Annotated in this window: 10 protein-coding genes; 9 read left to right on the top strand and 1 reads right to left on the bottom strand. The window is 61.1% G+C overall.

The annotated features are described in order from the left end of the window. Positions 1 to 80: 80 nt before the first annotated feature. Both ppk2 and R2676_RS16770 read left to right on the top strand, forming a co-directional pair. Positions 81 to 941 (top strand): polyphosphate kinase 2, encoded by an 861-nt coding sequence (gene ppk2, locus R2676_RS16775; protein WP_004635170.1) that lies wholly within the window; start codon positions 81 to 83, stop codon positions 939 to 941. Positions 942 to 1017: 76 nt separating this feature from the next. After that, a complete protein-coding gene (locus R2676_RS16770; RefSeq protein ID WP_009241693.1) occupies positions 1018 to 1623 on the top strand; it encodes a YqaA family protein in 606 nt (201 codons plus the stop codon). Positions 1624 to 1735: 112 nt separating this feature from the next. On the opposite strand, the gene ftsH is transcribed toward R2676_RS16770, so the two are convergent. Then, complete coding sequence (gene ftsH / locus R2676_RS16765; RefSeq protein ID WP_009241692.1) at positions 1736 to 3676, bottom strand: ATP-dependent zinc metalloprotease FtsH; 1941 nt, start codon at positions 3674 to 3676, stop codon at positions 1736 to 1738. Positions 3677 to 4054: 378 nt separating this feature from the next. On the opposite strand from ftsH, the gene R2676_RS16760 reads away from it, so the two are divergent. The 7 genes from R2676_RS16760 (at position 4055) to R2676_RS16730 (ending at position 11586) form a co-directional block, all read left to right on the top strand. Further along, on the top strand, positions 4055 to 5650 hold the full coding sequence (locus R2676_RS16760; RefSeq protein WP_004635167.1) for an oleate hydratase: 1596 nt from the start codon (positions 4055 to 4057) through the stop codon (positions 5648 to 5650). Positions 5651 to 6421: 771 nt separating this feature from the next. Further along, a complete protein-coding gene (locus R2676_RS16755; protein WP_004635162.1) occupies positions 6422 to 6715 on the top strand; it encodes a heavy-metal-associated domain-containing protein in 294 nt (97 codons plus the stop codon). A 73-nt stretch (positions 6716 to 6788) separates the two neighbouring features. Beyond that, positions 6789 to 7103: a DUF2933 domain-containing protein gene (locus R2676_RS16750; RefSeq protein WP_004635160.1), complete on the top strand. Its 315-nt coding sequence runs from the start codon at positions 6789 to 6791 to the stop codon at positions 7101 to 7103. A 23-nt stretch (positions 7104 to 7126) separates the two neighbouring features. After that, a complete protein-coding gene (locus R2676_RS16745; RefSeq protein WP_004635159.1) occupies positions 7127 to 7792 on the top strand; it encodes a methyltransferase family protein in 666 nt (221 codons plus the stop codon). Positions 7793 to 7808: 16 nt separating this feature from the next. Further along, positions 7809 to 9173, top strand: coding sequence for an MBL fold metallo-hydrolase (locus tag R2676_RS16740; protein WP_004635157.1), 1365 nt, complete (start codon positions 7809 to 7811; stop codon positions 9171 to 9173). Then, positions 9170 to 10684, top strand: coding sequence for a thymidine phosphorylase family protein (locus tag R2676_RS16735; protein WP_004635154.1), 1515 nt, complete (start codon positions 9170 to 9172; stop codon positions 10682 to 10684). Before R2676_RS16740 ends, R2676_RS16735 begins: the two co-directional genes overlap by 4 nt. Then, positions 10681 to 11586, top strand: coding sequence for a ribose-phosphate pyrophosphokinase (locus R2676_RS16730; RefSeq protein ID WP_004635153.1), 906 nt, complete (start codon positions 10681 to 10683; stop codon positions 11584 to 11586). The genes R2676_RS16735 and R2676_RS16730 overlap by 4 nt, the downstream gene beginning before the upstream one ends. Positions 11587 to 11714 lie beyond the last annotated feature (128 nt).

Raw genomic sequence — 11714 nt, 5'->3', positions numbered from 1 at the left:
GTAACAACGAAACCGCCATACGGCTGATGACGCTCTGGAGCGTTACTCCCGTTTCCATAGCCAACGCCGGAGGTGCGCATATGGCAAAAGGCAAGTCGAAGAAAAAGACCACTTCATCGGACGCCGAACACGTAACTGGCTTATCGTCCAGCCAGGCGCGAGTCGATGCTGCCAAAGGAGTCCAGGGTCGCGAGGACTACGAGGCGCAACTGCACCTGCTGCAAATTGAATTGGTCAAGCTTCAACGGCATTTCATCGGGTGTGGTGACCGCATCCTTGTCCTGCTGGAGGGGCGGGATGCGGCAGGCAAAGACGGCAGCATCAAACGCATTATCGAATTTCTCAGCCCCCGCGAGACGAGGGTGGTAGCGCTGGGTAAGCCGTCAGATCGCGAGCGCACCGGCTGGTATTTCCAGCGCTACGTGCCCCATCTTCCTCTCGCCGAAGAGTTTGTCCTCTTCAACCGCAGCTGGTACAACCGGGCAGGCGTTGAGAGCGTGATGGGCTTCTGCACTGCTGAGCAGTATGACGAGTTCATGTACTCCGTGCCCCACTTCGAGGAAATGCTCGTCAATTCCGGTATCAAGCTGCTTAAGTACTACCTCGACATCAGCAAAGCCGAGCAAGCTCGCCGACTTGCCGAGCGGCGCCGCGATCCGCTCAAGCAGTGGAAGACGAGCCCGGTCGACGCCGTGGCGTTGAAGCATTGGGATGCCTATACGACGGCACGCAACGCCATGCTGATGCATACGCACACGGCTGCCGCGCCATGGCACATCGTGCTCGCCGACGACAAGCGCACGGCCAGGCTCAACTTGATTCGTCACATCCTGTCGCGGCTGCACTACGCGGGCAAGAAGAACAAGCTGGTCGCTCCCGATCCTGAGGTCGTGTTCGAATTTTCGAAGGAGTGCCTCGATGCGAAACGTCTCGCATCCTGATGCTATCCAGCAGACGCAATCGATAAGGAGGAGACGCTTGAAGGTCGTCTGCGTGAGCGATGAAGGCAACTGAGCAATGCTACGCCTGAGCCTGCAGTCCGGTCTGCTCCGTGCCCTAACCCGGCGGGCCGACTCGCGCGCGTTCCCACTGGTGGTTGCCGGGGCAGCACTGGCGGCGGAACTGTCGATGTCGGTTCCATTTGCCAGCCTGCTGATGGCCGCAGTCCTGTTGGCGCCGCGCCGCTGGGTGTCCATCGCGACTTTGGCCAGCCTGGGGGCCGCTGTTGGCGCTCTCGTGCTGTACCTCGTCTTTCATCACCTGGGGTGGAACCGGTTGTTCGCTGCCTACCCGGACGTGGTGCGATCCACCGCGTGGCGTGATGCGACCCACTGGCTCGAACACTACGGCGTCGTATCGCTTTCGGTCATTGCCGCATTACCGGTGCCTCTCACCCCCGCTCTCATGTTTGCGGCGATCTCGCGACTTCCGGTCGCAGAGGTCATCGCCGCACTGTGGCTCGGCAAGTTGGCGAAATACCATGTTTACGCCTGGCTCGCCTCGCGATTTCCGGATCGGCTTGTGCGCCACGGCCGGCGCCATGTCGATACGTTGCGGGCAGTGCTCGGCAACGGCACGAAGGCTGACGGTGGCACAACCCCCACGCGGGGAGGGCGTCGGTAGCTCAATACACCATCGGGGCGCCTGTCTCACGTGGTGAACGCATTGATTGCCGGCAGCCGGCCGCGCTTTGGCGTGGTTGCGTTCTTGGCATGCCATGGCATCAATCTTCGCTCTATGTGCCTTGCGTTTTTTGGTCCGGTTTCCCCGTTGCAGTTGACTCCTCGATATTCGCGACGGGCTTGGGCGGAGGCATTGGCGTCACCTTCGCTGACAAAAACATGTCCAGGTCTTGGCGGTCAACCACTTCCTTCTCGAGAAGTAATTGGGCCAGAGCATCGAGCTTGGTCCGCTGTCCTTCCAGCGTCGCTTGTACGCGATGACTTGCTTCTGCCAATAGCTTACGGACTTCAGCATCAATCATCTGTGCGGTGCTCTCGCTGTATTCATTGCGTTCGCGCTGCATTAGCCCCGTCCCAGCAAAGAGCGGGTTCGGCATATTCTCGTACGTGGCCAGGCCCAGCTGGTCGCTCATGCCAAACTGGGTAATCATCTGCCGAGCCATGTCGGTTGCGCGCTGCAGGTCGTTCTGTGCGCCCGTGGATACGTCGCCGAAAATGAGCTGTTCCGCAATACGGCCACCGAGCAAGACATCGAGCCGGTCAAGCAGTTCGCTGCGCTTGAGCAGGTAGCGGTCCTCGGTTGGGGTCTGTTGCGTGTAACCCAACGCCGCAACGCCCCGCGGAATGATGGAAACTTTGGAGACACGGTCAGCCAGCGGCCGATGCTCCGCGACGATGGCATGTCCTGCCTCGTGGAATGCGATAGTTTCCTTCTCCTTCGGATTCATCACGCGGTTCTTTTTTTCCAGGCCGCCGACGATCCGGTCAAGCGCCTCGTCGAAATCTGCCATCTCGACCATTTGCTTGCTCTTGCGCGCGGCAAGGAGCGCGGCTTCGTTAACCAAGTTGGCAAGATCGGCACCTGCGAACCCCGGGGTCCGTCCGGCGAGTTTAGTCAGGTCGACCTCAGGAGCGAGGACAACGCCCTTGACGTGAACTTTGAGAATCTGCTCCCGTCCCTTGAGGTCAGGCCGGTCCAGTGCGACGTGGCGGTCAAAGCGACCGGGGCGAAGCAGGGCGGGGTCCAGTATCTCGGGTCGGTTTGTGGCGGCCATGATGATGACGCCTTTGTTGCTATCAAAACCGTCCATCTCGACCAGAAGCTGGTTCAGTGTTTGTTCGCGCTCCTCGTTGCCGCCGACCGCATTCAGTGCTCGCGTCTTTCCGAGTGCGTCAAGCTCATCAATGAAGATGATGCAGGGGGCTTTGGTTTCGGCTTGCTTAAAGAGATCGCGGACCCGTGCTGCACCCACACCAACGAACATCTCGACGAAGTCGGAGCCGCTCATGCTGAAGAATGGCACGCCGGCTTCGCCTGCCACGGCCTTTGCCAATAAGGTCTTGCCAGTGCCCGGGGCCCCAACCAGCAGCACGCCCTTGGGAATTTTTCCGCCCAGGCGCTGGTACCGCTGAGGATCTTTCAGGAAGCTAACAATCTCCGACAGCTCCTCCTTGGCTTCGTCGATTCCAGCCACGTCGGCAAAAGTCACGCCGGTCTCCTTTTGCATGTAGACCTTTGCCTTGCTCTTGCCAATTTCCATCATGCTGCCGGCGGCGCCGCCCACGCGCTTGATGAGAAAGCTCCAGATACCGAAAAAGATGACGGCCGGCACAACCCACGAGAGGATCGTGCTCAGCCATTTGTTGTCGGGCTGCCCGACGAAGCGCACCTTTGCCGCTTCGAGCTCCTGCACCAGCTCAGGATCGGCCACTCGAAGCGTGGAGAAGGCGTGGTCGCCCTTTGCCTCTCGGCGGATTTCCTCGATCTGCTGCTTGGCAAGGAGATTGTCGATACCTTCTGTCGAGAAGGTTCCGCTGATAGCCTGCTCACCAATAGCCACGTCCTTGAGCTTGCCAGCCTTCAGTAGGACCTTGAAATCGCTGTATGGGATCGTCTCGACATGCCCCGACACGAAGAGCGTCTGGATTGCAAGCATGGCCAGTATGGTCACGAGCACGTACCAGAGGGAGAACTGTTGCTGTCGCGGTTCCATGGGATTCTTCTCCAAGTCGACCTTATTGAAAGTGAGTCTGGTCTCCAATGCTGGGAAGGTTGGTGGGCGGCCTGGGTAGGCGCCGGACAACCGCGCATTGGTATGCGTTCCCAGTATTGACGCTTGGAAATCGCCGAGGTTGACCTTCATCAACCCGCGACATTGGGGCCGCGCGCGCGGGCGCAAGCGCCGTGGCTTCTCCATGGTTGTGCCCAGCCGATAGGGGATGTGTCGCGGAAAGCAAACATGACAAATCCATTACGGCGGCATGAGACTCAACAGCAACTTGCGCTGGCGCAAAGTATCGATCGCATACCCACCTAAAGTATTCCCAAGTCGCGTTGCTCATTGAGCATCCACACAGAATCAGAGGATTCCATGGCTGAGGTAACGAAGAACGAGCACCGTAGCGCATACCTGGTTGGCAGCGGCATTGCGTCATTGTCGGCTGCCGTGCTGCTGATTCGCGACGCAGGCTTCAAGGGGGAGAACATCCACATCTTGGAGGAACAGCAGGTGGCCGGTGGTGCGCTCGATGGCTCCGGTGATCCGCACAAAGGCTATGTAACTCGGGGCGGTCGCATGTTCACCGAAGAGACTTATGTCTGTCTGTGGAACGTGCTCGACAGCATTCCGTCGCTGGATGATCCGAAAATCAGTGTCAAGCAGCAGGCCTGGGCCTTCAACGCCGAATGGCGCTCGGATTCACACGCCCGGCTGATCGACGGGCAACGCCGTATCCTCGACGCTGCCGATCTGGGTTTCAACCTCCATGACCGGTTGGAGATCATGCGATTGCTGGCCACGCCAGAAGGGCTGCTGCATACGCTTCGCATTGAGGACTGTTTCTCGCCGCACTTCTTCGAGACCAACTTCTGGGCCATGTGGCGTACGACCTTCGCCTTCCAGAACTGGCACAGCGCGATCGAACTCAAACGCTATATGTTGCGCTTCTTGCAGGAGTTCCCGCGTATCCACACGTTGGCCGGCGTACGGCGCACGCCGCTGAACCAGTATGACGCGATCGTGCGGCCGATGGAGCAATGGCTGAAACAGCAGGGTGTGGTGTTCGAATATGGCACAAAGGTGGAGGATGTCGACTTTGTTGAAACCGGTGACGGCCGGCGAATTGGACTGCTGCGCGTGGTGCGCGGCGGACAGCCGATGGCCTATGACGTGCGGCAAGAGGATCTGGTGCTCATCACCATCGGCTCGATGACCGCCGACGCGTCTTATGGGGACGACCACCATGCACCGGAACTGGTGCGCGACAAACGCGATGGCGCCTGGACTCTGTGGGAGACCATGGCCCGTAAGGAACCTGGGCTCGGGCGGCCGAATGCGTTCTGTGGCAACGTCGACGAAAGCAAGTGGGAGTCGTTCACCTTGACGATGCGCAGCCCGGCGCTTGTGCACCGGATTGAGACCTTTACCGGCAATGCGCCAGGCACCGGCGGTCTGATGACGTTCAAGGATTCGAGTTGGCTGATGTCGATCGTCGTGCCTCACGCGCCGCACTTCGCCGGACAGCCGAAAGACATGTACACCCTGTGGGGCTACGGGCTCTTCGTGGACAACAAGGGCGATTACATCGACAAGACGATGGCCCAGGCAACCGGCCAGGAAATCCTCACCGAGCTGCTGCACCATTTGCATTGCGAGGACATTCTTGACGAGGTCTGTCGTACCACCACTGTGATCCCGGTGATGATGCCGTACATCACCAGCGAATTTGAGCGCCGCGAGCCTTCGGATCGGCCGCCAGTGATCCCGCACGGAGCGAAGAACTTCGCGCTGCTTGGGCAGTATGTTGAGATCCCTCAGGACGTAGTGTTCACCGTCGAATATTCGGTTCGCGGCGCGATGCACGCGGTTTATGGGCTGCTGGGCTTGAAGAACGAGATCCCGGCCATTTACCACGGGATTGCTGACCCAGGCGCTGCGTTTGCGGGCCTGAAGACGTTGTTGAGTTGAACCGTCGGACGGTTTACGGTTGATTTGTATCAACCGGAGGTTGGACATCCGCGCCTAGGCTGACTCTGTGTGACCGTTCCTCTCTTTGGGCAGAAATCATGTTCTTCCACTCCCGACATCTACGCCGCTGGGCAGCTCAAATGCTACTGGTGTGGCTGTTGGGTCTGGCCGTCGGCATCGCAAACGCGTGCGCTGTCGCGGATGCAGGTAAGGCCGCAGCGCCGGCATCTGGCCACGTGTCAGCCCACAGTCATGGACACCATGCGGATGCCGACGATGATGGCTGTGACGATAGCGGCAAGATTGCCTGCCACAGCTTCTGCGAAAAGTCCTCAACCAGCATTCCCCGTGTGCTGTCGGATCATGACAAGCCTCTCATTCCGGTGGCCGTGCCATTACCGATGAGCATGGCATCCACGCCGGAGGTGGACCGCTGCAGTGTGCACCGTCAGTCCAATCCCCGGCCAGCGGACAAGTTCGCGTCTATACCAATCGTCTTCCTCCGGTTGACGCTATAGCGCTCTGTCGCTGTTTGGCAGTGCGCGGCTTTGTCTTACGTATCGCCTTGACGCGCATCCAGTGCGGACACCGCCAAAGGTGCGTTGCAACACGCCGTTCCATCGTCAATGCACTGAACAAAAGCGGCCTTGGTCGGCATTCGCCCCGAGCGTCTCGATTGCGTTCTTTCTCTACTGCCGGAAAGTGTCTGGCGCTGTGTTGAACGCAGTCGCAGTGAGATTTTCAACGTCACCTCCTAAAAGGATTTCTTCCATGGACACTATCGAACTGAAGATCAAGGGCATGAGCTGCGGCTCCTGCGTCTCGTCGGTTACTCATGCACTGCAGCGAGTGCCTGGTGTGGATGCCGTCGACGTGGATCTGGCGCGCGGTATCGCGCGCGTCAGCGGTAACGCCCAGGCCGCGCCCGCAATGCTGGCCGCGCTGGCAGCAGCCGGTTACGAAGCCGAGTCGCTTAGCACTGGCGCCGGAGCGAAGACGGAGCATGCCCACCATGGTGACGTCCCAACCGGCACTGCTCACAAGAGCGGTGGATGCTGCCACTGATAGACCGCTAGGAGGGGCGGCCGGGCAGTGCACCGATCGGCGTCCCTAACCTTGACCTTGCGAAGGAGTTCTCATGTCGTCGCTTCGATCTCTCTCCAGGCACCGCCAGTCGGGCCGCATCGGTTCAGGGGCCATCTTCATTGCGTTTGCGTTGATTGCCCTGTTCTTCCTGTTCACCGAGCACCGGGCACATCTGTTCGGCTGGTTGCCGTTTCTTCTACTGCTGGCTTGTCCGCTGCTGCACCTCTTCCACGGGCACGGTGGCCATGGAGGGCACGCAGGTCACGAGGACCAGCCGCGCGGTTCCGATTCCGGAAGTAGCCGCCCATCGGGGTCGACGGCCAGCGAACAACCGCCCGTTCAGGGCGCTCAGCATCACCACCACTAAGTTCTTCTCAGAGGAGCGCCATCATGGACCAATCGACACCTCCCGCCTATGGCTTATGGTCGCTGGTAATCATCAATTCCCTCGTTTTCATCATCTTCGCGTTCAGCTTCGCCAAGCCACAAAGCCCGCGCGACTGGCGTTCGTTTGGCGCGTTCTCTGCGTTCCTGGTGGCGCTATTCACCGAGATGTACGGCTTCCCGCTGACGATCTACCTCCTGTCGGGTTGGCTGAGCGCGAAGTTCCCCGGCGTGAATTTCATGTCGCATGACGCTGGCCACCTGCTGGAGGTGATGTTCGGCTGGCGCGCCAATCCGCATTTCGGGCCGTTCCATCTGCTGAGCGCTATCTTCATCGGCGGTGGCTTTTGGCTATTGTCGGCCGCTTGGGCGGTGCTTTACCACAACCAGCGGAGCCATACGCTGGCGACCACCGGCGCCTACTCCCGTATCCGGCATCCGCAGTATGTGGGCTTCGTTTTGATCATGTTCGGTTTTCTACTGCAGTGGCCGACCATCCTGACACTGCTGATGTTCCCAGTGCTGGTGGTCATGTACGTGCGTTTGGCCATTACGGAAGAGAAGTGGGCGGAGCGCGAATTTGGGGAGGAGTGGGCGCACTATGCGTCGCACACCCCGCGGTTCATCCCGAATTTTGGCGACAAGCAAGCGGATCGCCACCACCACGCATGACAAAAAGGGGGAGGCGATGAAGCTCAGTTTTCACGGTGCGGCCGGCACAGTGACCGGCTCAAAGTATTTGGTGGAGCATCAGGGGCAGCGCCTGCTGGTTGATTGCGGGTTGTTCCAGGGCTACAAGCAGTTGCGATTGCTGAACTGGGAGCCGTTGCCGTTCAGCGCCGCCGACATCGATGCGGTGGTGCTGACACACTCCCATCTGGACCATGCCGGTGCGTTACCGTTGCTCGTGAAACAGGGCTTCCGGGGCCGGATTCTGGCGACGCCCTCGACAATCGAACTATGCGGTCTGCTGTTGCCCGACAGCGGGAGAATCCAGGAGGAGGACGCCGCCTATGCGAACCGGCATCACACCTCCAAGCACGCCACGGCTTTGCCGCTGTACACGGAGGACGACGCACGTCGCGCAATGGAACAGTTGCACCGATTGCCTTTCGACCAGTGTGTGGACGTCGTCCCCGACGTTACGGTGACCTTGCGCCCGGCTGGGCATATTCTCGGCGCGGCCTCGGCCGAACTGACAGCGGGGCAGACGACAGTGCTGTTCTCCGGAGACGTTGGCCGCCCCGACGACCCGGTGATGCGTGCGCCTGCGCCGGCTCCCAAGGCAGACTACATCGTTGTCGAATCGACTTATGGGGACCGGCTACACGAACCGGTACCCAATGCGCAGGCCGTGCTCGGTGAGGCGATTGCTCGCACAGCACACCGTGGCGGCATGGTCGTGATTCCGGCGTTTGCGGTGGGGCGTGCACAGTTGCTGCTGCATTTGATCCACAAGCTGAAGCAACAGGGCGCGATTCCAGACCTGCCTGTTTTTCTCGACAGCCCGATGGCAATAGATGCAACCGAGATCTATCACCGCCATCACGCCGAACATAAGCTGTCGCTCGAAGATTGCCTCGGGATGTACAAAGCTGCGCGCATGATCAGGACCCCGGAGGAATCGCGGGCGCTGGCTGGGCTGGCCCTCCCGGCTGTGATCATCTCGGCCAGCGGCATGGCCACCGGCGGCCGCGTGCTGCACCATCTGAAGCATCTGGCGCCGGACCGGCGCAACACCATCATCCTGGCCGGTTATCAGGCTGGGGGGACACGCGGCGCGCGGCTGCAGGCTGGTGAGCGAAGCCTGCGCATTCACGGTGAGGACGTCGCCGTGCGTGCCGAAGTGATTTCACTGCAGGGCATGTCGGCGCATGCCGATGCAAGCCAATTGATCGAGTGGCTGGGCAGTGCGCCAGCGGCGCCGCGCTCGGTGTTCGTCACCCATGGCGAGCCGGGGCCGGCTGATGCGATGCGCCAGCGCATCGAGCGGGAACTTGGGTGGTCCGCCAGCGTTCCGTTGTTGGGACAGCACGTGGAGTTCGATGTATGAGGAACCCTCGCCACAGGGCAAGTCTTGCCGTGCGTCGGATGGGCATCGAGACGCAGCAGGAATATGTCGTCTACATGCATCGAGACTGCCATGTTTGCCGCTCCGAGGGTTTCGAGGCGCAGACGCGAGTACTGATTAGCCTGAACGGACGCTCGATCATCGCCACGCTGAACGTTGTCGATCCGACCTTGCTGGAGTTGGGGGAGGCGGCGCTTTCGAACAGCGCGTGGCGAGCGCTGGCGCCCGCGCCGGGCGACCGGATCACGATCTCGCATGCCCCGACGCTGGACTCAATGAGCCAGGTGCGGGCGAAGATCTACGGCCACAGGCTCGACGCGTCGGCTCTGGACTCGATCATTAGTGACGTCGCCGCTGGCAGCTACCCTGGGACACATATCGCCGCTTTTCTAAGCGCCTGCGCCGGCGGGCGGATGGATTTGCAGGAGACGATCGATCTGACGCGAGCGATGCTGGCCGCGGGCAAGCGGCTCGACTGGGGGCATGCACCGATCGCGGACAAGCACTGTGTGGGTGGATTGCCGGGAAACCGCACGACGCCGATTGTCGTGTCGATCATCACCGCGGCCGGGCTCACGATGCCGAAGACGTCGTCAAGGGCCATTACCTCGCCGGCTGGCACCGCCGACGTGATCGAAACGATGACGCCGGTGGCGCTCGATTTGGAGCAGATGCGCCGCGTTGTCCAACGCGAGGGCGGCTGCTTTGTCTGGGGAGGCTCGCTGGCGCTCAGCCCGGCCGACGACATGTTGATCCGCGTCGAGCGCCCGCTGGACCTCGACAGCGACGCGCAGCTCGTGGCATCTGTGCTGTCGAAGAAGATCGCTGCCGGCGCTACCCACTCCGTGATCGATGTGCCGGTCGGGCCGACCGCCAAGGTGCGCAGTGACGCAGACTACGAGTGCCTGAAGCAAATGCTGGAGCAGGTAGCGCAGGCCTTTGATTTGCACTTGCAGGTAGTGCGTACGGACGGGACGCAGCCGGTGGGCCGTGGCATTGGTCCCTCACTGGAGGCGCACGACGTGCTGGCAGTCCTTCAGCGTGCCGAGCGCGCGCCCGAGGATCTGAGCGTGCGCGCTGTCGCATTGGCTGGACAACTGTTGGAATTTTGCGGTCACAGCGAGCCGGGTACTGGCGTCTTGGTCGCTCAGCGGTTGCTTGATAGCGGCGCCGCGTGGGCCAAATTCCAGGCGATCTGCAAAGCGCAAGGGGGCTTACGCGAGCCGCAGCGGGCGCGGCTACGCGAGCCTGTGCTGGCCGAACGTGACGGGATGGTACGTGAGATCGACAGCCGGCGGTTGGCTCGCGTGGCCAAGCTCGCCGGGGCACCGAAGGCACCCGCTGCCGGGCTCGAACTGCATGTCAAGCTGGGGGATCGCGTCGAGCGAGGTATGCCGCTGTTCACCGTGCATGCCGAAGCGCTCGGCGAGTTGGACTACGCGTTCGACTACCTGGAGGCTCACCCGCTGATCGATGTGGGAGATTCGAGATGACGCCACTGATTTTTGCCATGCCGGGCAATGAAGCGATGGCAGAGAAGCTGGCTTCGGCGTTGGGCGCAGAGCGCGGGACTACGACGGTGCGGCGCTTTCCGGATGGAGAGTCGTATGTGCGGGTGGAGTCTGCCGTGGAGGGGCGGCGGGTCGCCATCGTCTGCACGCTAGACCGGCCGGACGACAAGCTGATTCCGTTGCTGCTGTTGGCGGCGGCCGCCCGGGAGAACGGTGCGACCGACGTTGGTCTGGTCGCACCTTACCTCGCCTACATGCGACAGGATAGTTGCTTCCAGCCGGGTGAGACGGTGAGTGCACGGCATTTTGCAGCCTGGTTGTCGCGTGGATTTGATTGGCTGGCAACAGTCGATCCCCACTTGCACCGCATCACCAAGTTGTCGCAGGTCTATGTAATCCCAACGCGTCACGTCCACGCGGCGCCGGCTGTGGCGGCATGGCTGCGCGCCCATGTGACACGCCCGGCGCTTGTGGGCCCTGACGAGGAGAGCAACCAATGGGTGGCCGATGTCGCAAGCAGGGCGGACGCGCCCATGGTGGTGCTGCACAAGGTCCGCAAAGGTGACCGGGATGTCGAGGTTTCGGTGCCGGATGTGGAGCGCTGGCGCGACCACACGCCGGTGCTGGTCGATGACATTGTCTCCACCGGTCGCACGATGGCCGAGACCATTGGTCATCTGCGGCGCGCGGGCTTGGCCGCGCCTGTGTGCATCGCGATTCACGCGGTGTTTTCAGGCAACGCGGTTCAGGATTTGGAGTCCACTGGGGCCGGGCTGGTGGTGAGCTGCGACACGGTTGTCCATCCCACCAATGGAATCTCCGTTGCCCCGGACCTAGCGTCCGCGGTTCGTGAACTCATGCAAGACCCCGGGGGTGCCACATGAGTGCCAAGACTCCGCACGTTCACTTCGAGATAGATCTGGCCGGATTTTGCAAAGCCGCGATTCCGATGTCGGGTTGGCGCTTCATCGTGTCAATTGGCGGAGAGGACCGCGACGAGCCATCAACCCAA

This window comes from Ralstonia flatus (genome assembly GCF_958439105.1).
GTDB classification, from domain to species: domain Bacteria; phylum Pseudomonadota; class Gammaproteobacteria; order Burkholderiales; family Burkholderiaceae; genus Ralstonia; species Ralstonia flatus.
The sequence above is the reverse complement of the archived record's forward strand: the minus strand, read 5'-3'. Positions and strand labels throughout refer to the sequence as shown.

Bases quoted from the DNA above. Each gene is read 5' to 3' on its own strand.
- R2676_RS16750 (WP_004635160.1), top strand. From the start codon at position 6,789: ATGTCGTCGCTTCGATCTCTCTCCAGGCACCGCCAGTCGGGCCGCATC.
- ppk2 (WP_004635170.1), top strand. From the start codon at position 81: ATGGCAAAAGGCAAGTCGAAGAAAAAGACCACTTCATCGGACGCCGAA.
- ftsH (WP_009241692.1), bottom strand. From the start codon at position 3,676: ATGGAACCGCGACAGCAACAGTTCTCCCTCTGGTACGTGCTCGTGACC.
- R2676_RS16760 (WP_004635167.1), top strand. From the start codon at position 4,055: ATGGCTGAGGTAACGAAGAACGAGCACCGTAGCGCATACCTGGTTGGC.
- R2676_RS16740 (WP_004635157.1), top strand. From the start codon at position 7,809: ATGAAGCTCAGTTTTCACGGTGCGGCCGGCACAGTGACCGGCTCAAAG.
- R2676_RS16730 (WP_004635153.1), top strand. From the start codon at position 10,681: ATGACGCCACTGATTTTTGCCATGCCGGGCAATGAAGCGATGGCAGAG.
- R2676_RS16745 (WP_004635159.1), top strand. From the start codon at position 7,127: ATGGACCAATCGACACCTCCCGCCTATGGCTTATGGTCGCTGGTAATC.
- R2676_RS16770 (WP_009241693.1), top strand. From the start codon at position 1,018: ATGCTACGCCTGAGCCTGCAGTCCGGTCTGCTCCGTGCCCTAACCCGG.
- R2676_RS16755 (WP_004635162.1), top strand. From the start codon at position 6,422: ATGGACACTATCGAACTGAAGATCAAGGGCATGAGCTGCGGCTCCTGC.
- R2676_RS16735 (WP_004635154.1), top strand. From the start codon at position 9,170: ATGAGGAACCCTCGCCACAGGGCAAGTCTTGCCGTGCGTCGGATGGGC.